The organism is Corticimicrobacter populi (genome assembly GCF_003123725.1).
Taxonomy (GTDB): domain Bacteria; phylum Pseudomonadota; class Gammaproteobacteria; order Burkholderiales; family Burkholderiaceae_B; genus Corticimicrobacter; species Corticimicrobacter populi.
The window spans coordinates 50,205-69,940 of the sequence record NZ_QETA01000001.1; the positions used below are offsets into that span (position 1 = coordinate 50,205).

Consider the following 19,736-nt stretch of genomic DNA (forward strand, 5'->3'; position numbering starts at 1 on the left):
AGCATGTCACGTTTCTTTATCGACAGGCCGATCTTTGCCTGGGTGGTCGCCATTGTCGTGATGTTGGCCGGAGTGCTGGCGATTCGCGGGTTGCCGATCAACCAGTATCCCAATATCGCCGCGCCGGCCATCCAAATCAGCGGCACCTATCCCGGCGCTTCGGCACAGACCGTGCAGGATACGGTAGTGCAGGTGATCGAGCAGCAGCTCAACGGCCTGGATGGCCTGCGCTATATCAAGTCCGAGGGCAATGCCGACGGCAGCTTCTCGATCACAGCGACCTTCGAACAAGGCACTGATCCCGACATCGCCCAAGTGCAGGTGCAGAACAAACTGTCCCTGGCGACCCCCCTGGTGCCGGACGAGGTCCAGCAGCAGGGCATTCGCGTGGCCAAGTACCAGATCAATTTCCTGGTGGTAATCGGGCTGGTGTCGGCCAATGGCGGCATGAGTGCATATGACCTGGGCGACTATATTGTTTCCAATCTGCAGGATCCGCTGTCGCGCACGCCGGGGGTGGGTGACTTCATGGTGATGGGATCGCAGAATGCAATGCGGATCTGGATGGACCCTGTTCGTCTCAACAGCTACGGCCTGACGCCAGTGGATGTGGCCAATGCGATTCGTACGCAGAACGTGCAGGTGTCTTCCGGTCAGATTGGCGGGCTACCGTCGCGGGCTGGCGTGCAGCTCAATGCCACCGTGATCGGCAAGACCCGCTTCCAGACGCCGGCGCAATTCGAGAATATTCTGCTCAAGGTCAATCGCGACGGCTCGCAGGTCAGGCTGCGCGACGTGGCAGAGATCGGGCTGGGCGCGGAGAATTTCTCTATCCAGGCTCGCCATGACAGCGACCGGCCTTCTGCTGCGATTGCCTTGCGGCTGGCGACGGGAGCCAATGCCCTGGAGACGATCGAGGCAGTGCGCGCGACGCTCGACGACCTGCAGTCGACCTTTCCGGATGGGCTGCAGATCGTCTATCCGTACGATACCGCACCGGTCATCAGCGAATCGATCGAGGGTGTGGTGCATACCCTGCTCGAGGCGATCGTGCTGGTGTTCCTGGTGATGTTCCTGTTCCTGCAGAACTGGCGCGCCACCCTGATTCCCACGCTGGCCGTGCCGGTGGTGCTGCTGGGCACCTTCGGTATCATGTCGGCCTTTGGTTTCACCATCAATATCCTGACCATGTTCGGCCTGGTGCTGGCGATCGGGCTGCTGGTGGATGATGCCATCGTGGTGGTCGAGAACGTGGAGCGGCTGATGGCCGAGGAAGGACTGTCCCCGGTCGAGGCTACCCGCAAGTCGATGGACCAGATCACGGGTGCCCTGGTTGGTATTGGTCTGGTGCTGTCGGCAGTGTTCGTGCCGATGGCGTTCTTTGGCGGTTCCACCGGGGTGATCTATCGCCAGTTCTCGATTACCATCGTCTCGGCGATGGCTTTGTCAGTATTGGTGGCCATCATCTTCACGCCGGCCCTGTGCGCCACGCTCCTGAAGCCGGCCGGGCAGGCGCATGGCACCGGCAAGGGGCCACTGGCGGCCTTCAACCGCTGGTTCGACCGGCTTACTCTGCGCTACCGCAATGGCCTAGCCCGCTTCGTGGGCGGTCGCAGGCGTGGGATGGCGGCATTCGCCGTGATCATTGCCGCGCTGGTGGTGCTGTTCCCGATGCTGCCGACGACATTCCTGCCGGATGAGGATCAGGGCAATCTGTTCGTGCAGGTGCAGATGCCGCCCAACAGCAGTGCCGAACGGACGCAGGAGGTGCTGTCAGAGGTGGCGCGCTATCTTCTTGAAGATGAGGGCGAAACCGTCGAATCGGTTATGACCGTGGCCGGTTTCAACTTTGCCGGGCGCGGGCAGGGATCGGGGATGGCTTTTGTCCAGTTGCGTCCCTGGGCCGAACGCAGCGTCGGCGTATTCGAGCTGGCAGGGCGTGCGATGGGGCGGTTCAGCCGCATCAAGGAAGCTTCGGTGATCGCCTTCGCGCCACCGGCTGTCATGGAGCTAGGCAACGCGACCGGTTTCAACCTGTTCCTGGAAGATCGCAGTGGCGGCAATCATGAAAGGCTGATCGAGGCGCGCAACCAGTTCCTGATGCTGGCTGCGCAACATCCGGCGCTGTCCATGGTGCGTCCGAACGGCCTGGACGATGAACCTCAGTACCAGATCCTGATCGACGACGAGAAGGTGCAGGCGCTGGGGCTGAGCCTGGCGGATGTGAACAGCACCATGTCGGCGGCCTGGGGATCGTCCTACGTCAACGATTTCATTGACCGAGGCCGAGTCAAGAAAGTCTTTATCCAGGGGGCACCTGATTTCCGCATGACCCCCGAGGATTTCGAAACATGGTACATGCGCAACGCGGATGGGCAGATGGTTTCGTTCGCGGCGTTCGCGACGGGGCGCTGGACCTATGGCTCGCCCAAACTAGAGCGCTACAACGGTGTGTCTGCAGTGGAGATCCTCGGTGAGCCGGCGTTAGGCTACAGTTCGGGCGAGGCGATGGCGGCAGTCGAGGAAATCGCTGCACAACTTCCGGGCGATATCCGTGTGGCCTGGACCGGTCTGTCTTACGAGGAACGGTTGTCAGGGGCCCAGGCCCCGATGCTGTATGCACTGTCTCTGTTGATTGTGTTCCTGTGTTTGGCGGCGCTGTATGAGAGTTGGTCGATACCGTTCTCTGTCATGTTAGTGGTGCCGCTGGGCGTCTTGGGCACTGTGGTGGCCACGCTGATGCGTGGACTGGGCAACGATGTCTTTTTTCAGGTCGGATTACTGACGACCATTGGTCTGGCGGCCAAGAACGCCATTCTGATCGTCGAGTTCGCCCGCGAGCTGGTCGAGCGGCAGGGTCGACCCCTGATTGAGGCGGCGATCGAAGCGGCGCGGCTGCGACTGCGCCCGATTGTCATGACCTCGCTGGCTTTCACTGCCGGGGTGATCCCGCTGGCAATCGCGAGCGGTGCCAGTTCGGCAGCCAAGCATGCCATCGGCACTGGCGTGATCGGCGGCATGGTGGCGGCTACCGTGTTGGCGGTATTTTTCGTGCCGCTGTTTTTCGTGGTGGTGTCCAGCCTGTTCGGTAGAAAACGACGCCCACCAGAGGCGTCGGGTACGGCATCTGCCGAAGTGACACGACAGGAGGATGCGCGATGAGCAAGACGGTCTACCACATTGCGGCGACCTGCAGCCTGTTGTTCCTGTCTGCGTGCGCGAGCATGGCACCCGAGTACCAGCGCCCGGCGATGCCGGTGGCCGGGCATTGGGCCGGAGAGGACGATGCACCTGCGCCGGGGGGGGGCCACGCTGCCGAATTGCCCTGGCGCCAGGTGTTTGCCGATGCCAGATTGCAGCGCCTGATCGAACTGGCGCTGCGGCACAACCGCGACCTTCAGGTGGCAGTGCTGAATATTGAAAAGGCACGCGCCCAATACCGTATCCAGCGTGCCAGTCTACTTCCCCAAATAGAGGCGGCTGGCAGCGGCACGGCGCAGCGAACACCTGCGGCCACGTCGGTAACCGGCGAGTCCGGTGTCAGCCATACCTACGGACTGGAAGTGGGCCTTGCTTCCTATGAGTTGGATCTATTTGGTCGAGTTCGCAGTCTCAGGGATGAAGCGTTGCAAAGCTACCTGGCTACCGAGGAAACCAGGCGTTCGGTGCATATTGCCCTAGTGGCCGAAGTGGCCGATGCCTGGCTGGCGTTGGTGACCGACCGGCAGTTGCTGCAACTGGCCGAGCGTACCCTCGCCAGCCGCGAGGGGGCGTATGCATTGCAGCAGGCCAGGGCTGAAGAAGGCAATGCGTCGCAGCTCGACCTGCGCCAGGCCGAACGTGAAATGGAGCAGGCGCGGGCCCAGGCCCTGTCTGCCACGCAGCAGGCAGCACTCGACGCGAATGCCCTTGAATTGCTGGTTGGCCTGCCGCTGGATGCATCGTTGCTGCCCGAGGCCGATGTCGATCTTGACACGGTGCTCGGCACGCGTGAGATTCCGGCCGGGTTGCCGTCGGCCATGCTCCAGGCGCGTCCGGACATCCTGGCGGCCGAGCACCGGCTGATGGCGGCCAATGCCCATATCGGCGCAGCGCGGGCGGCGTTCTTCCCGATGATTTCCCTGACGGCTGCAACCGGGCGTGGCAGCGACGCGCTCTCCAGTCTGTTCGATGCAGGCGGACGGACCTGGCGTTTCGTGCCGCAGATCACGCTGCCGATCTTTACGGGCGGACGCCTGCAGGCAGAGCTCGAGGTCTCCGAGGCAGATCGCAGGATTGCCGTGGCAGAGTATGAACAGACCATACAGACTGCGTTCCGAGAAGTGGCAGATGCCCTGGCGCGACGCAGTACGGCCGATGCCACGGTACAGGCACAGTCTAAGCGCGCTCAGGCTGCGGCCGAGGTCGACGAACTGGTGCGGTTGCGCTACGACACTGGAGTTTCGGACTACCTGGAGGTGCTGGATGCCCAGCGTACGCTCTATGCGGCGCAACAGGATCGGCTGCAGGCGGAGCAGGCTCGCCAGGGCAGCCTGGTGTCGCTTTATCGGGCACTGGGCGGCGGCTGGCTGGCGCAGGGGCAGACCGACTCTGCTGCGGCCGGTCCGTCGGGCGGATGAAACGCTCATGTCGCAAGGACTGAAGGATATCGCGGTATTTTTCGATCTGAGTGATTGCGGGCGTAGCTTGCTGGGCGTGGCCGCGAACATGGCGGAGCGTGAGCGGGCCAGGCTCATCGGCATCTGCTGTCCTGACCTGGAGGTTGTCTCGCAGGACAGTGGTCAGGCTTATGGTGCGGCTGCTCGCGCAGCCACTGAGCGGCGCGGAGCCTCCATGGCTGCAGAGTTGATGCGGGCCGGACAGGTGCTTGGTGATATGGCGATAGACCTAGGTGTTGATGCCGAGCTCCGGGCGATCTTTCAATCCGAGGACAGCCGGACGCTGGCTTTGCATTGCGATCTGCTTGTTGTGGGTTACCCGGAAGCGCCGGGGGCCCGTTTTGCTTGGTCTTCCTATGCCATCTTGCAGCAAGTCGGGGTGCCTTTGCTTGTTGTGCCCAATGCTTGGCAGGGCGATATAGGCCGGCATGTGCTGCTGGCTTGGTGTGGTGCTGCGCCGGCCCGCAGCGATGTCACCAGGGTATTGCCGCTACTGGCGTCGGCCGAGTCTGTGGCGCTGATGCAGGTTGATCCCGAGGCGTGGTCCGAGAAGACCGTGGCAGCCGAGCAGCCGCTGGCAGAATGGCTGGCCGAGCAAGCTGGTCTCTGGGAGGCCGATCTCGTGGTGCTGGGAGGCTGTGATCGAGGCGAAGCCGCTACGACGGTTTTCGGGAAAAAGCCTCGGCAGTCTTGCGGTATGGTGCCTTTGGTGTTGCTTTTTTAGCCGCTGCAGGACTGAGTCATGCGCCGTCTATGCCTGCGCGCCGACGGCAACCCAGAGCGCTTCAGCCGTTTTTCCGAGCGGGGCCGGGTTGCGGTAGAGGCGGATTTCCAGTGGAACCTGCCATTGAGGGCCGCCCGCCGGTTGCAGCCGGCCGGCATCCAGGTCGGGTGCGATCAGGCTGAATGGCAGCCAGGCCACGCCCCGGCCATCCAGTGCCATGGTGCGCAGCACCGATGCCAGGTGGGCGGTAAAGACGGTATGAGCTGCCAGGCGCAACTGTGCGGCAGGGCAGGCGGCAGCCAGGATGTGGCCCAGGCCGGACTCGTCGCTGTAGGCCAGCAGGGGAGCCGTCGTATCATCGAGGCTGTGGCGTGATGCCTGATCGCCCGAGCCTGCGGCACTGACCGGCAGCAGCGTATCGTGGCCGACTGCCATCGAGATATGGCCGGCCTGTTCCATTGGGCTACTGGCCTGCGCATGGGCATGACACAGCACAAACTGTACGCGCCGCTGTGCCAGCAGTGTTTCGCAGCGGCGCAGCATGTCGGATTCGAGCTGCAGGTTGCCGGCCAGCGTGTAGACGTCGAAGCGGCGCAGCCAGTCCGGCACGAAGGTCAGCGACAGGGCATGCGTGGCGGCAAAGCGCAGCCGGCTGGATGCCGCTTCCGCCATGGCGCGTGCTTCGCCGGGCAGGCGGTGCATTTCGGCCAGCAGATTGCGTGCCGTGTCGTGAAACCACAGGCCGGCCTCGGTCAGTTGCACCGGCTGCGAACTGCGGTCGAACAGCTCCGCGCCCAGCCATTCCTCCAGTGCCCTCACACGCCGTCCGAAAGCTGGCTGCGTGACATGCCTGTCGTCGGCCGCCCGCGAGAAGTTGCCGGTTGCCGCCAGGGTCAGGAAATCTTCGAGCCAGGTCATGTTCATGATGTCATCGCGTGCTAGTGCCTGGAAAGCATGGAAAGGAAAAAAAACGGCATTGGTCAATGTCGCCGCGCAGGACGATCATAACGGTTCCATCCGAGGAGATCATGATGAGAATCGTCGAAATCAGGGAGCAGACGCTCCCGATCAGTTCCCCCATCCGCAACGCCTATATCGATTTCAGCAAGATGACCCTGAGCCTGGTGGCGGTCATTACCGATGTGATTCGCGATGGCAAGCCGGTGGTCGGGTATGGCTTCAACTCCAATGGCCGCTACGGTCAGGGCCAGCTCATGCGCGAGCGCTTTATTCCGCGTCTGCTTGAAGCCGATCCCGAGTCGCTGGTCGATGATACCGGCCGCAATCTTGATCCGCACAAAGTCTGGAATACCCTGTTCACCAACGAGAAGCCCGGCGGCCACGGCGAGCGCTCGGTGGCGATCGGCACCATCGATATGGCGATCTGGGATGCCGTGGCCAAGATCGAAGGCAAGCCGCTGTTCCAGCTGCTGGCCGAGCGCTATGGCAATGGTCGGCCCGATCCCCGCGTATTCGTGTACGCAGCCGGTGGTTATTACTACCCCGGCCAGGATCATGGCAAGCTCAAGGACGAGATGCGCAGCTACATCGACCGGGGCTATACGGTGGTCAAGAAAAAGATCGGCGGCGCTTCGCTGGACGAAGATCTGCGCCGCATCGATTCCATCCTCAGCATCCTGCAGGACGGGCAGAAGCTGTGTGTGGATGCCAATGGCCGCTTCGACCTCGACACGGCCATCAGCTATGCCAAGGCCTTGTCCCAGTACGACCTGTTCTGGTACGAAGAGGCGGGTGATCCGCTCGATTTCGAGCTGCAGGCCACGCTGCGCAACTATTACCGCAACCCCATGGCTACCGGCGAAAACCTGTTCTCGATGCAGGATGCGCGCAATTTGATCCGTCATGGTGGCATGCGTCCCGATCGTGACTGGCTGCAATTTGATTGCGCGCTCAGCTACGGCCTGGTGGAGTATCTGCGCACGCTTGACATGCTGCATGAACATGGCTGGTCGCCGTCGCGCTGCATCCCGCACGGCGGGCATCAGATGTCGCTGAACATCGCTGCCGGTCTGGGCCTGGGCGGCAACGAATCCTATCCGGACCTGTTCCAGCCGTTCGGCGGATTCCCCGATGGCGTCAAGGTGGTCGATGGCTATGTGACCCTCCCGGAACTGCCGGGTATCGGCTTCGAAGGCAAGGCCGATCTCTACGCACAGATGCAGGCACTGTCGGCCTGATCGTCGATTTACCTTGCTTTTCTGGACGGGCAAGCCGGATTTCCCGGATAATGCCCGCTCATGAAGACCTATCCCGACCTGATCGCGTGCGAGCATTGCGACACCGTATACCGGCGCCGCCAGTTGGCGTCTGGTGAAGCGGCCAGTTGTCCGGTCTGCGCTGCCGTGCTGTATCGCAGCAGCAGGCTGGATCTGGACCGCTGGCTGGCGCTGACGGTCGCGGCCGCCATTGTCTTCGTGATCGCCAATATCAACCCGGTGATCCGCATCAGTTTCCAGGGGCTGAGCAACGATGCCACGCTCTGGCAGGCCGCCGTGGCGCTGGACTACGGGCTGGTCGCACCGATTGCCATCCCGGCGGCGATGACCGTCATTATTGTGCCGTTCATGCAGATTTCCCTGCTCGGCTGGGTGCTGATCCATGCCCGTCGGGGACGGCGTGCGCCCGGCTTTGCCGCTGCGATGCGCATGCTGGTGGCCTTGCGCCCCTGGAGCATGGTGGAGGTGGCCCTGCTGGGCATCATGGTGGCGGTTATCAAACTATCCGGTTATATGGATGTTGCGCCCGGTGCCGGTATCTGGGCCACGGCCGTTCTGATGGTACTGATTGTGCTGATTGCCAAGCGTGATCTTCAGGACCTGTGGCAGATGACGGAACGTCGGGCCCCGCACGACGAGGTGGCGGCATGAGCATGCCAGGCAATGGCTCTCTGGAGCGTCTGCCGCGTGCACGCCAACTGGGGGTGACAGGTTGCGAAGCCTGCGGCCTGGTCAGTGAGGCGACGTCAGACCCCCATACGCGCTGTCCGCGCTGCGGCGCGACACTGCACAGTCGCCGGCCTGACAGCATCATGCGGGCCTGGGCTTTTCTGATTGCAGGCATAATCTGTTACATTCCAGCCAATGTGCTGCCCGTGATGTACACCAGTCTGCTGGGCAATCATCTGGACAGCACCATCATGCACGGTGTGGTCGAATTCTGGAGCAGCGGCTCGTATGGCATTGCCCTGGTGATTTTCACGGCCAGTGTGGCCGTGCCCTGCACCAAGTTCCTGGTCATGGCATTGCTGCTGGTGACCACGCAGCGTCGCAGCCGCTGGGCCATGCGGGAAAGGGCACGGCTGTATCGCCTGGTCGAGCTGGTCGGCTACTGGTCCATGCTTGATGTGCTGGTGGTGGCCGTGATTGCGGCGCTGGTCAAGTTCCAGGCGCTCAGTGATATCGAGCCGCGCATCGGCATTCTGTTTTTTGGTGCCGTGGTGATTCTCACCATGCTGTCCGCCATGAGTTTCGATCCACGCCTGATCTGGGATGTCGAGGAAAATGACTGATTCGCAAGAACGCCTGACCACGCCTGCGGAGCTGACGATTACGCGTCGCCGTACCCGCCGCATTTCGCTGGTCTGGCTGGTGCCTGTGGTGGCCGCCCTGATCGGCCTGTCGATGCTGGTCAATACCTGGCTGTCGAAAGGACCGGTGATCACGATTTCCTTTGCCACGGCAACCGGACTCGAAGCCGGCAAGACGCCGGTCAAATACAAGGATGTCACGGTCGGGGGCGTGTCTGCCATTGAGTTGAGTGATGACGGCAAGGAAGTGCTGGTTACTGTCAACATGATCAAGACCGGCCTCAAGCTGACACGCGAGGACACGCGTTTCTGGGTGGTGAGGCCGCGTATCGGCATGAGCGGGGTGTCGGGAATCGACACGCTGCTCTCGGGGGCGTATATCGCCGTGGACCTGGGGCAGAGCGACGAGACCGCTCGCAAGTTCGTCGGGCTGGAAAACCCGCCCACTGTCATCACGGGCACGCCTGGGCGCTCGTTCATCCTGCATGCCCAGGATCTGGGCTCGCTGGATATCGGCTCACCGGTCTACTATCGCCGTATCCCGGTCGGCCGTGTCGCTGCCTACAGCCTCGATGAAAGTGGCCGGCGCGTGAATGTCCAGATTTTCGTCGATGCCCCCTATGACAAATATGTCCGCACCGATACCCGGTTCTGGAATGCCAGCGGTGTTGACCTGACGCTGGGTGCCAATGGGCTGAACCTGCAGACCGAGTCCCTGGCTTCTATCCTGGCGGGCGGTATCGCATTCCATCAGCCGACCCTGGGCAATGGCGAACAGGCGCAAGAACACAGTGTGTTTGCGCTGTCCCCCGACGAAGCGACGGCGCTGGCACCGCCCGACGGACCGGGACAGTATCTCGAACTGCGCTTCCAGCAATCCCTGCGTGGCTTGGCCATCGGTGCGCCGGTACTGTTCTCCGGCGTCAATCTGGGCAAGGTGATGTCGCTGAGTCTGGACTACGACGAAACAACCAAGCGCTTTCCGACTGTAGTAGGCGTGATGGTTTATCCGCAACGGCTTGGGCCGGTCCTCAACAAGCTGACCCGCCTGGAAGGCGATACCGATGCGCAGATGGCCGATTTCCTGGCAAGTCTGGTGGCACATGGCCTGCGGGCGCAGGCCAATACCGGCAACCTGCTGACGGGGCAGCTCTACATCTCGCTCAATTTCGTGCCGGATGCGACTCCTGTTGAGTTCAACCCGGATGCCGATCCATTGGTGCTGCCGACCATCGACAGCGGTTTTGGACAAATGGAAGAGCAGATCAGCAGCATCGTGGCCAAGATCAATCGCATTCCTTTCGCAGACATCGGCCGCAACCTGAATGCATCGCTGGCAAATCTCGACCGTACACTGGCGCAGATCAATAGTCGTGTGCTGCCGGATGTGGCCGGTACGCTCGATCAGGCGCAGCGCACGCTCAAGTCGACCGGCAGCATGCTGTCCGAGGATGCGCCCCTGCAACAGAACCTCAATGAAACCCTGCTGGGTATCCAGCGGGCCACCCGCTCCCTGCAGACCCTGACCGACGTGCTGGGCCGCAGTCCGGATGCGCTGTTGCGCGGCCTGCCTACGCAGCAGCCGCCGATGCCCGGCAGCGGGCGTGACCCTTCCCGGGAGATGCTTCCATGATCCGATCCTATCGCCTGGCCGGCTGGCTGGCTGCTGCTGCCGTCATGGCTGGCTGCAGCTCTGCACCCGTGCATTACTACACGCTGTTGCCGCCCGAGAGTCCTGCGCCTGCAGGCCAGGCGGTGGCTCCTTTCCTGATCGAGGTGCTGCCTGTGGGCGTACCGGCGCAACTGGATCAGCAATCCATGGTGGTACGCCAGGGTGACAGCGGTGTGGCCGTGCTCGATACCGAGCGCTGGAGCGGGCCGCTGAGTGACGAGATGCGTACCGCGCTGTCGAGCGGTCTGTCGCAGCGCCTGGGGGTGCCGGATATTGCCGGTCTGGCCCGTCCGGGTGGGCAGCCGCTGTTGCGGATCAAGGTACAGGTGAGGCGCCTGGATGCCTGGCCAGGACGCGAGGCACAGATGGAAGCAGGCTGGAGCATGGGTCAGGCCGATGACCAGGCTGATTCCAGGCTGGTGTGCCAGGGACGTTTCCGGGTGGCCGCTCCCGGCAGCTATGCGGAATTGGTGCAGGCACAGCAACGCCTGGTTGCTGATCTGGCTGATCGGATCGCGCAGGATGCCCGCCTCTGGATGGCATCGCGCACCGGTTGCGGGTCGGCATCGCCGGCCGTCAACTGAGCGCTCAGGCGCTGGGGTCGCTGTCGGTATTGTCCAGCGTCGGGATCTGGCGCGAGGTGTCCAGATGCGCCCGTACACTGCGGGCCAGTTCGACGGCAGTCGGTGTGGCCGGTTCGTAGGGGCGGATCGGGATCGGCCGTCCGTGGGAGTCGATCGACACGAACACGATCACGCATTCTGTCGTCGTCTGCATCTTGCCGCTTTTCATGTCACCGCTGCGCACATCGACCACGATGTTCATGCTGGTTTCGCCGGTATAGGCCAGGCGCGCCTCGACCTCGACCAGGTCACCGATCATGATGGGATGATGAAAGCGGATGCCGCTGACGTAGACCGTCACGCAATAACGCTGTGACCATTTGGTGGCACAGGCGTAGCCTGCTTCGTCGATCCATTTCATGACGGTGCCGCCGTGCACCTTGCCGCCAAAATTGACGGTGCTGGGTTCGGCCAGAAAGCGCAGGGTGATGGAGTGATCGTTTTTCATGAGGTCGGTCGGCCAGGTGCCGCAAGGTAGCGATGGGCCGCAGATTGTAGCGCTTGCCATACACTGTCAGGGCCTCTCCCGTTTTTACACGACACTGAAAAGGTGATCCATGGCAATACATACCAAAGACTCGATCCGGGACCGTGCGTTCGATGATATTTATGCATCAACGGATCTGTCTGTTTCCATGCCCAAATACAAGATGTCCGAGGGCGAACATGACCCTCGGCATGTCTATCAGGTCGTACACGATGAGCTGATGCTGGATGGCAATTCCCGCCAGAATCTCGCCACTTTCTGCCAGACCTGGGTCGAGGACGAGTCGCGTCGTCTGATGGATGAGTGCGTCGACAAGAACATGATCGACAAGGATGAATATCCGCAGACGGCCGAAATCGAATCGCGCTGCGTGCATATCATTGCCGACCTGTGGAATGCGCCTGAGGCAGCCAACACGCTGGGCTGCTCGACCACGGGTTCGTCAGAGGCCGCCATGCTGGGGGGCCTGGCGCTCAAGTGGAAATGGCGCAAGAAGATGCAGGCGGCAGGCAAGCCGACCGACAGGCCCAATCTGATTTGCGGGCCCGTGCAGATTTGCTGGCACAAGTTCGCCCGTTATTTCGATGTCGAACTGCGCGAGATCCCACTTGAAGGTGATCGCCTGATCATGAGCCCGGAAGAAGTGCTCAAGCGCGTGGATGAGAACACCATCGGCGTGGTGCCGACCATGGGCGTGACCTTTACCTGCGACTACGAGCCGGTCAAGGCCGTGAGCGATGCGCTCGACAAGCTGCAGAAGGACACAGGCCTGGATATTCCGATCCACGTCGATGGTGCCAGCGGCGGCTTCCTGGCACCGTTCTGCGCGCCCGAGATCGAATGGGATTTCCGCTTGCCGCGCGTGCATTCCATCAATGCTTCCGGACACAAGTTCGGCCTGGCACCGCTGGGCGTGGGCTGGATCATCTGGCGCGATGCCGCAAGCCTGCCTGAAGAATTGATCTTCAACGTCAACTACCTGGGTGGCAACATGCCGACCTTCGCGCTCAACTTCTCGCGCCCTGGCGGGCAGGTCGTGGCCCAGTATTACAACTTCCTGCGTCTGGGCAAGGATGGCTATCGTCGCATTCAGACAGCATGCTATGACACGGCCCGCTATCTGGCCGACGAGATCGGCAAGCTGGGCCCCTTCAGGATTCTGTTCGATGGCGACATGAAAAAGGGCATCCCGGCGCTGTCATGGACGCTCAAGGAAGACGACAATGGCAAGGTCAACTTCACACTGTATGACCTGGCCGACCGGCTGCGCAGTCGGGGTTGGCAGGTGCCCGCCTACTCAATGCCGGTCAATCGCGAGGATCTGGTTGTGCAGCGCATTCTGGTACGCCACGGTGTGAGCCGTGACCTGGCCAGCCTGCTGATGGACGATATCCGGCGCAGCCTCGATTATTTCGAGAAGCATCCGGTGGCCCGGCCCATGAGCGAGGAGGAGGCTGGCGGCTTCAGGCACTGATGGGCTGACAGGGTGTGCCAGTCCATACTTTGATCTCACCGGTATCAAGCTGCGCGATTTGCAGCTGGATCTCCCGCATGCGTACAAAGCGTTGATGAATCAGCGTGCTGTTTATGCGGCGGTATATATACAAGAGGCCTGCAGGCCTCTTTTTTTGCGCGGACAAGACCGCAATGCGTACGGTTGCGCGCAATCTACGAGGGTGTAAATGCAGTTGACGTCTTTACCTCTACCAGATGAAATGGAATGACCTGTATGTGTCAGGTAATTTCAAGTAGAAACGATCTGTATTGGTTTGGGGGAGTACGCAATAATGAAGCATCTGAAGATAGGTGTGCGTCTGGCAGGCGGGTTTGGATTGCTGGTCGCACTGGTGGTGTTGATGTCGGTCGTGGGATTGCTCAGCCTGAGTGCCATTGACCGCTCAGTCGCGGAAATGACGCAGCAGTCGCTGGCCAAGGAGCGGCTGATTGGTGACTGGTATCGCAATATCAACACGGGGTCACGGCGCACTACCGCCATTGCCAAGAGCACGGATCCGGGGTTGGCAGACTTCTTCGCAGAAGAAGCAGCCGAATCCTCCCGTCAGTCGAGCGCGCTGCAAAAGCAGATCGAGCCACTGATCCGGACACCGGAAGAGTTGAGTCTGTGGGAAGGTATCAAGGAGGCTCGGGCCGGCTATCTCAGTGCTCGTGATGACGTGTCGAAGGCGCGGCGCGAAGGTCGTTCGGCCGACGCAGAACGTCTGTTTGCGCAGAATTATCAGCCGGTCACGCAGCGCTATCTGGATCTGGTCCTGAGCCTGTCCAACCTGCAACGCGCCGGCATCGATGCCGAGGCGCAGGCCATTCATGCCGAATATACGTCAGTCCGGCTCTGGATCATCCTGCTGGGGGCTGCCGCCGTGGTGTTGGGGCTGGGTGTTGCCTGGTGGCTGACGCGTGGCATTACGCGGCCACTGGCCGATGCGGTACGGGTGGCGCGCACGGTGGCCGCCAATGACCTGACCAGCGTGATTCACGCTGACTCCCGTGACGAAGTAGGCCAGTTGCTGCAGGCACTGCACGAGATGAATGGCAATCTCGCCCGCGTAGTAGGGCATGTGCGCGTCAATGCCGATAGCATCGCCACAGCATCGGGTCAGATTGATGCCGGCAATCAGGACCTGTCATCGCGTACCGAAGAACAGGCCAGTGCGCTGGAGGAAACCTCTGCATCCATTCAGGAACTGGCCAGTGCCGTGCGCCAGAATGCCGACCACGCTCGCCAGGCCAACCAGTTGGCCGTCGAGGCCAGTTCCGTGGCCACACAGGGTGGGCAGGCCATGGGCGATGTCGAGCAGACCATGAAGGATATCGACGAAAGCAGCCGCAAGATTTCCGACATTATCGGTGTGATCGATTCGATTGCCTTCCAGACCAATATCCTGGCGCTCAACGCTGCGGTGGAAGCCGCCCGTGCCGGTGAGCAGGGGCGTGGTTTTGCAGTGGTGGCTGCCGAGGTGCGGGCGCTGGCACAACGCAGTGCAGGTGCTGCCAAGGATATCAAGGAGTTGATCAGCAACTCGGTGGCCAAGGTGGGCGAAGGGTCGCAGCAGGTCGAGGTGGCCGGTCGCACCATGGAGGCCATTGTCGACAGCATCCGGCGCGTGACGGATATCATGGGAGAAATCACGGCGGCCAGCGACGAGCAGCGTACCGGGATCGACCAGGTCAGCCAGGCGGTTGAGCAAATGGATCAGGTAACGCAACAGAATGCGGCATTGGTCGAGGAGTCTGCGGCGGCAACCGGTGCGCTCAAGGATCAGGCTGCGCAACTGGCCGAGGCTGTCAGCGTGTTCCGGATTGCATCTGAGCGCACTGCGACACTGGTGCCGCAACTGCCAGTACGGAGTGCCCCCGCCATGCGCACGGTGTCGGTACCCGTGCGCAAGCCTGCCGCGACATCGGTGCCCAGGTCGGCACAACCTGCACCCAGGCTGGCCTCTCCCACGACCACAGAACGCCCGGCCACGAAACCGGCAGCACCATCCGATGAGGACTGGAGCACGTTCTGAGTCCGGTTGGTCAAATCACCACGAGCGAGTCCTGCCGGTCATCTGTGGCAGGGCCGCTCGGCTGAGTGCTGCACAGCGCTAGCCAAGGCACGCTAGTGCGAGGTATCTTCCATGATCGCTTCGCCCTGGCGAGCGCGCAATTCGACGATGTTGCGCAAGGCTTCCAGTTGGGCCGTGCGCCCCTCGATCTGGTCGGCTTCGCAGCCTGCCTGGGCGATCTCGCCCCAGGTCATGGCCCAGGCCGGGTTTTCTGCGCCGGAAATCTGGACAAACAGTCTGCAATAGCTTTGCTGATAGGCCTGCCAGTCACGCTGCCCGGCCTCAAGCGCCGCCGCTTCGGTCTGGGGGAGTGCCGCATGGAGCTGGCGATAGGCCGACTCCATGGCCTGGTGCTGGCGATCCAGTGCCTGCCGGGTACAGGTTTCGACCGTCAGCCGGTCGGCTCCGGGGGCATCTTCGCAATTTTCCGACATTTCCTGGGCCTGGACGCCTCCATGCAGCAGCATGGCAACCAGAAAAAGTGCTGCAGTTTTCATGGTGATACTCCATCGCGCACCAGTCGTACGGCCAGCGGAAATCCGGTGGTATGGATATCGACGCTGCCGTCGCTGAAATCAAGGTAGTAATGCATTTTCAATGGCTCGGCAATCGACGTGGCCGTGTCGCTCCAGTATGGAATGCCATCGCCCAGGTCTGTCACGTCCGGGAATATCCGGGCATCGAGCGCGGCTGGCGTGCAGTCAGGGACGACCAGGCTGCCCAGCTCATCCAGGGTAGGCAGGCGCCACCCCGTCCCGGCCTCACGGGCAGCAGCATGGGCATCATCAAGATTCAGCATGGCCGGCTCACCGTCGGTGCAGCCTTGCTCGGCAGACCAGGTGATGCCGACGCTGCAGCGTTGCCACGTAAGCTGGGTACGGGTGTCTCGAACCAGGCCAGTATCGTCCGGTACGAAATGAGAGGGTGTCTCTGCAGGGCAGGCCGCGTAGGCGGCCGTACTGGCGGATGCGACCAACAGCAGGGCTGTCAGCGCTGAAAAAGCAGGTGGCATAAGGGCAAAAGGCGCTCATGATACCTGCTCCCGTGTGCATTTTTCCAGTGCAGGATATTTCGCTTGGCAACATATTTACTGCATATATGCAGCCCATGATGCTTGCCTGTTGCAATAGCGTCTGCAAAGGCAAAGCAGTGCAAAGTGCCGTTCTCAATTGTCATGTGACACGGCTATGCTTTATGCAAAATATTGCTTCCTGTTGCGGAAATATCGGGTTGGCAGCAGGCGCAGGAGGAGGTCCATAATGAAAGAAAGCGCGCCTGAAAATTATTGCGTCGCATTGCAGCCTATTTGCGACGGCGCGTTGCGTCATGTGGCCGACGAGTTGTTATACCGTGCAGGTGTCAATGCGCGTTATGCCCAGGTCGATGACGACATGATGGTGACGGCGCGTGTCTGCAATGCCGCCTTCTATGAAACCGGCATCGAAAAACTGGTGGGGCGGCGCAAACTGTTTTTCAATGCCCCGCGCGAATGGCTGCTGCGTCCCGAGTTGTTGCCCCCCGATTCCTCGCAGGTCGTGGTCGAAGTGCTGGAGAGTGTGACTGGCGAACCTGCCGTGATCGAGGCACTGCGACGCATACGCAGGCTGGGCTACGAGGTAGCGCTCGATGATTTCGTGCTGACACCGGCGACGCGCCCTCTGCTGGAGGTGGCCAGCGTCGTCAAGGTAGATATGCTGCAGCCGCTCCGGCTCGACGATATCCTGTTATATCGCAATCGGGGTATCCGGTTGCTGGCCGAGAAGGTCGAAGACATGGAAACCTTCGAGCGTTGCCGGGCGCTGGGTTTTGAATTGTTCCAGGGATATTTCTATGCCCGCCCGGAAGTACAGACCAGTACGGCACGCGACCGGACTGGCAATCGCCAGGCACAGCTGCGTATTCTGGCCGAGTTGCAGCGCGAGGCGGCGGATTATCACAAGCTCGAATCCCTGATTATCCAGGACCCGCAACTGGCATTCATGCTGCTGCGCTACACCAATTCAGCCATGTTTTATCGTTTCAGCAAGGCCGTCACGATTCTGCAGGCGATCAATATGCTGGGCCTGCATCGAGTGCGTACGGTGGTGCTGACCCTGATGCTCGCCAACAACGGGCCAGCCAGTCGCTTGTTGTTGCCCCAGGTACTGACACGAGCCGCCATGTGCGAGCGTCTGGCCGAGAAAATGGGCGGCGTTCCTCCTGAGGTGGCGTTCATGGCCGGCATGATTTCCATGATGGATGTCATACTTGGCCTGTCGCTGGCCGACATTCTCGAAGCGCTACCGCTGGGTCAGGATGTCAATGATGCGCTGCTGCATCGCAGCCAGTGCCTGGGACAGGTACTGGACATGGTCGAAGCGTTCGAGCAGGCCCAAACAGCCGGTCTGGACCCTGAGATGGTGGCCCGTCTGAATCGGACCTGGATGAGCAGTCGGGTCTGGGCGACTGAAATCCTGTCGGCGGTCGGAGCCTGACGTCTCGCTATCCTGTTGCGAATGCATTGACGGCACAGGCGACGGATTATATTCATTCCATTTCTGATGTGGTTTCACCATATTCAGTCGCCGGTATCCATTTAATTAAAAAGGTTATTTGATGGATTAAATCTATCGCCATGCCTGCATTAATTGGAATTAATTTCTCTTTGTTTCAAATATTTGATTTATATTGCCGCATCTTGAATAAATAAGCCTGGCTGTAATTGGCAATAGGGCGGTCGCATCGACCGCAATCAGGCATGGTCCAGAATAAAAATATCTCCGGCGCATGGCTTGCTGCGCTGGCATTTGTCGTTGTGCCGACAGTCTTTGCACAATCCGTTTCAATACCCGGCAATGATGCGGCAGAAATACAGCGGCGCCAGGAGCAGGAAATCGAGGCGCAGCGGGCCCGCGCGGCTGCGCGGCCGGATATCCTGTCGTCCCGGCCGGTTGTGTCCGGCCAGGCGGATGCCGTCGAGTTTCCGGAAGAAACCCCTTGCTTTCTGATTGACACCATAGATTGGGACGGGGCCAGGCCGCCTGCTGTCCTGCGACGCATGGGTGACACTGTGCAGGGCCGGTGTGTCGGTATCGAAGGGCTGCGAGGATTGCAGGAAAGGATGATGGACCGGCTGATCGATACCGGCCTGATTACCTCCCGCGTACTGGTGCCAGAGCAGTCCCTGGCCTCAGGTACGCTGACGCTGCGCTATATGCCCGGACGGATATCCGGGGTGCATGACCCGGACATGCCCGGATGGTGGCGTACTGTCTTGCCGACTTGGCCGGGCAGCCCGCTTGACCAGCGTGATCTGGATCAGGCACTCGAAAACATCCGCAGGCTGGCCGGGCAGGCCGATGCCGCCATTGATATCACGCCCGGCCCCGAGGCCGGCGATTCGGACATCCTCCTGCGCCCCGGTACGGGCAAGCGCTGGCATGGCTATGTGGGTGGGGACAATAGCGGTCTCGATAATGTCGGTACCTACCAGGTCAATGCGGGCCTGACACTGGATTCGCCGCTGTTCCTGTATGACCAGTTGTCCATCGCCTGGAACAGCAATGCCCGCTGGCGCAGCGACAAGGCCAATACGCGGGCGGCATCGATCAACTACAGCGTGCCGTTTGGTTACTGGACTGCTTTTTTCAGTGCCAGCCGTTCCACGTATCGCCAGACGGTGGCGGGCTTCGATGCACCGATCATCTACGGTGGCACGACGCGTCAGGTGCAGGGCGGGCTGTCCTGGGTCGCGTACCGGGGCAGTGCCTACAAGGGCACGCTGACCGCATCGATATCGCGCAAACGCGTCTCCAGCACGCTCAACGACGAGGAGATCGATGTCCAGCGCCGGGATGTGACCGGGTATGAGATCGGCTATGCGCATCGGCATTATGTCGGCCAGGCCGTGCTCGATGCCGGCTTTGGCGTTAGGGGCAATCTGCGCGGCATGTCCGACCAGCCCGGCTTTGTCTATGGCGATCCGGACTGGAACGGCCGCAGCACGATCCTGACAGCCAGCGCCGGCCTGTACCTGCCCTGGCAAATGGCAGGCCGGCAGTGGGCCTATCAGGGGAACTGGCAGATCCAGCATGCTCGTACGCCGCTCGTGCCATCCGATTATTTCACCATCGGCAGCCGCTACGCCGTCAGGGGTTTCGATGGCCAGATGACGTTGGCTGCCGAGGATGGCTGGACGCTGCGCAATGATCTGTCGCTGTCGCTGGGGGAGTCCGGCCAGCAGCTCTATGCCGGCGTCGATGCCGGGCATGTCGGCGGACCTTCTGCCCGTGACCTGTCTGGTCGCTCGCTGGTCGGAGCCGTGGCGGGATTGCGGGGTCGCGTTGCCATGCCCTGGGTCAATGCCAGCTATGACCTGTCGGCTGGCTGGCCTCTTAAGAAGCCTGCCGGCCTGAAAACCGACCACACCGTATTTGCTGCCACCCTGATGTTCGAATTCTGATCCGGATTATTGATC

The 19,736-nt window shown here is 61.3% G+C and carries 16 protein-coding genes; 12 read left to right on the forward strand and 4 right to left on the reverse strand.

The features are described from left to right. Positions 1-3: 3 nt before the first annotated feature. The 3 genes from DD235_RS00260 to DD235_RS00270 are packed head-to-tail and all read left to right on the forward strand — an operon-like array spanning position 4 to position 5,382. Positions 4-3,162 carry an efflux RND transporter permease subunit gene (locus DD235_RS00260; protein WP_109060076.1) on the forward strand — a complete coding sequence of 1,053 codons (3,159 nt, stop codon included), beginning with the start codon at positions 4-6 and terminating at the stop codon, positions 3,160-3,162. Then, the gene (locus DD235_RS00265; protein ID WP_109060077.1) at positions 3,159-4,619 is read left to right on the forward strand and encodes an efflux transporter outer membrane subunit; all 1,461 of its coding nucleotides are present in this window, start codon (positions 3,159-3,161) and stop codon (positions 4,617-4,619) included. The genes DD235_RS00260 and DD235_RS00265 overlap by 4 nt, the downstream gene beginning before the upstream one ends. Before the next feature lie 7 nt (positions 4,620-4,626). Beyond that, positions 4,627-5,382, forward strand: coding sequence for a universal stress protein (locus DD235_RS00270; protein ID WP_109060078.1), 756 nt, complete (start codon positions 4,627-4,629; stop codon positions 5,380-5,382). A 27-nt stretch (positions 5,383-5,409) separates the two neighbouring features. On the opposite strand, the gene DD235_RS00275 is transcribed toward DD235_RS00270, so the two are convergent. After that, complete coding sequence (locus DD235_RS00275) at positions 5,410-6,306, reverse strand: LysR family transcriptional regulator (RefSeq protein ID WP_109060936.1); 897 nt, start codon at positions 6,304-6,306, stop codon at positions 5,410-5,412. Between the two features lie 107 nt (positions 6,307-6,413). On the opposite strand from DD235_RS00275, the gene DD235_RS00280 reads away from it, so the two are divergent. The 5 genes from DD235_RS00280 to DD235_RS00300 are packed head-to-tail and all read left to right on the forward strand — an operon-like array spanning position 6,414 to position 11,185. Then, the gene (locus DD235_RS00280) at positions 6,414-7,580 is read left to right on the forward strand and encodes a mandelate racemase/muconate lactonizing enzyme family protein (protein WP_109060937.1); all 1,167 of its coding nucleotides are present in this window, start codon (positions 6,414-6,416) and stop codon (positions 7,578-7,580) included. Between the two features lie 60 nt (positions 7,581-7,640). Continuing rightward, positions 7,641-8,270 (forward strand): paraquat-inducible protein A, encoded by a 630-nt coding sequence (locus DD235_RS00285; RefSeq protein WP_109060079.1) that lies wholly within the window; start codon positions 7,641-7,643, stop codon positions 8,268-8,270. Continuing rightward, positions 8,267-8,911, forward strand: coding sequence for a paraquat-inducible protein A (locus tag DD235_RS00290; RefSeq protein WP_109060080.1), 645 nt, complete (start codon positions 8,267-8,269; stop codon positions 8,909-8,911). Before DD235_RS00285 ends, DD235_RS00290 begins: the two co-directional genes overlap by 4 nt. Further along, positions 8,904-10,562, forward strand: a complete 1,659-nt coding sequence (locus DD235_RS00295; protein WP_109060081.1) for a PqiB family protein — start codon at positions 8,904-8,906, stop codon at positions 10,560-10,562. The genes DD235_RS00290 and DD235_RS00295 overlap by 8 nt, the downstream gene beginning before the upstream one ends. Next, positions 10,559-11,185, forward strand: a complete 627-nt coding sequence (locus DD235_RS00300) for a PqiC family protein (protein WP_109060082.1) — start codon at positions 10,559-10,561, stop codon at positions 11,183-11,185. Before DD235_RS00295 ends, DD235_RS00300 begins: the two co-directional genes overlap by 4 nt. Before the next feature lie 4 nt (positions 11,186-11,189). Here DD235_RS00300 and DD235_RS00305 read toward each other — a convergent pair whose 3' ends face one another. Next, complete coding sequence (locus DD235_RS00305; RefSeq protein WP_109060083.1) at positions 11,190-11,672, reverse strand: acyl-CoA thioesterase; 483 nt, start codon at positions 11,670-11,672, stop codon at positions 11,190-11,192. A 109-nt stretch (positions 11,673-11,781) separates the two neighbouring features. On the opposite strand from DD235_RS00305, the gene gad reads away from it, so the two are divergent. Together gad and DD235_RS00315 are read left to right on the forward strand one after the other, a co-directional pair. After that, positions 11,782-13,185: a glutamate decarboxylase gene (gad, locus tag DD235_RS00310; protein ID WP_109060084.1), complete on the forward strand. Its 1,404-nt coding sequence runs from the start codon at positions 11,782-11,784 to the stop codon at positions 13,183-13,185. A 313-nt stretch (positions 13,186-13,498) separates the two neighbouring features. After that, positions 13,499-15,241 carry a methyl-accepting chemotaxis protein gene (locus tag DD235_RS00315; RefSeq protein WP_109060085.1) on the forward strand — a complete coding sequence of 581 codons (1,743 nt, stop codon included), beginning with the start codon at positions 13,499-13,501 and terminating at the stop codon, positions 15,239-15,241. 92 nt (positions 15,242-15,333) lie between these two features. Here the strand turns inward: DD235_RS00315 and DD235_RS00320 are convergent, their stop codons facing one another. Beyond that, complete coding sequence (locus DD235_RS00320) at positions 15,334-15,777, reverse strand: lysozyme inhibitor LprI family protein (RefSeq protein WP_109060086.1); 444 nt, start codon at positions 15,775-15,777, stop codon at positions 15,334-15,336. Beyond that, positions 15,774-16,292, reverse strand: coding sequence for an Lcl C-terminal domain-containing protein (locus DD235_RS00325; protein ID WP_109060087.1), 519 nt, complete (start codon positions 16,290-16,292; stop codon positions 15,774-15,776). The genes DD235_RS00320 and DD235_RS00325 overlap by 4 nt, the downstream gene beginning before the upstream one ends. 247 nt (positions 16,293-16,539) lie before the next feature. Here DD235_RS00325 and DD235_RS00330 point away from each other — a divergent pair, with 247 nt between their 5' ends. Further along, positions 16,540-17,754: an EAL and HDOD domain-containing protein gene (locus DD235_RS00330; protein WP_109060088.1), complete on the forward strand. Its 1,215-nt coding sequence runs from the start codon at positions 16,540-16,542 to the stop codon at positions 17,752-17,754. A 263-nt stretch (positions 17,755-18,017) separates the two neighbouring features. Further along, entirely contained in the window at positions 18,018-19,721 is a 1,704-nt protein-coding gene (locus DD235_RS00335; protein WP_109060089.1) for a ShlB/FhaC/HecB family hemolysin secretion/activation protein, read from the forward strand. The last annotated feature ends 15 nt before the right edge of the window (positions 19,722-19,736 follow it).

Excerpts from the sequence above, each read along its gene's own strand:
- DD235_RS00260 (WP_109060076.1), top strand. The coding sequence starts at position 4 with ATGTCACGTTTCTTTATCGACAGGCCGATCTTTGCCTGGGTGGTCGCC.
- DD235_RS00265 (WP_109060077.1), top strand. The coding sequence starts at position 3,159 with ATGAGCAAGACGGTCTACCACATTGCGGCGACCTGCAGCCTGTTGTTC.
- DD235_RS00270 (WP_109060078.1), top strand. The coding sequence starts at position 4,627 with ATGTCGCAAGGACTGAAGGATATCGCGGTATTTTTCGATCTGAGTGAT.
- DD235_RS00275 (WP_109060936.1), bottom strand. The coding sequence starts at position 6,306 with ATGAACATGACCTGGCTCGAAGATTTCCTGACCCTGGCGGCAACCGGC.
- DD235_RS00280 (WP_109060937.1), top strand. The coding sequence starts at position 6,414 with ATGAGAATCGTCGAAATCAGGGAGCAGACGCTCCCGATCAGTTCCCCC.
- DD235_RS00285 (WP_109060079.1), top strand. The coding sequence starts at position 7,641 with ATGAAGACCTATCCCGACCTGATCGCGTGCGAGCATTGCGACACCGTA.
- DD235_RS00290 (WP_109060080.1), top strand. The coding sequence starts at position 8,267 with ATGAGCATGCCAGGCAATGGCTCTCTGGAGCGTCTGCCGCGTGCACGC.
- DD235_RS00295 (WP_109060081.1), top strand. The coding sequence starts at position 8,904 with ATGACTGATTCGCAAGAACGCCTGACCACGCCTGCGGAGCTGACGATT.
- DD235_RS00300 (WP_109060082.1), top strand. The coding sequence starts at position 10,559 with ATGATCCGATCCTATCGCCTGGCCGGCTGGCTGGCTGCTGCTGCCGTC.
- DD235_RS00305 (WP_109060083.1), bottom strand. The coding sequence starts at position 11,672 with ATGAAAAACGATCACTCCATCACCCTGCGCTTTCTGGCCGAACCCAGC.
- gad (WP_109060084.1), top strand. The coding sequence starts at position 11,782 with ATGGCAATACATACCAAAGACTCGATCCGGGACCGTGCGTTCGATGAT.
- DD235_RS00315 (WP_109060085.1), top strand. The coding sequence starts at position 13,499 with ATGAAGCATCTGAAGATAGGTGTGCGTCTGGCAGGCGGGTTTGGATTG.
- DD235_RS00320 (WP_109060086.1), bottom strand. The coding sequence starts at position 15,777 with ATGAAAACTGCAGCACTTTTTCTGGTTGCCATGCTGCTGCATGGAGGC.
- DD235_RS00325 (WP_109060087.1), bottom strand. The coding sequence starts at position 16,292 with ATGCCACCTGCTTTTTCAGCGCTGACAGCCCTGCTGTTGGTCGCATCC.
- DD235_RS00330 (WP_109060088.1), top strand. The coding sequence starts at position 16,540 with ATGAAAGAAAGCGCGCCTGAAAATTATTGCGTCGCATTGCAGCCTATT.
- DD235_RS00335 (WP_109060089.1), top strand. The coding sequence starts at position 18,018 with ATGGTCCAGAATAAAAATATCTCCGGCGCATGGCTTGCTGCGCTGGCA.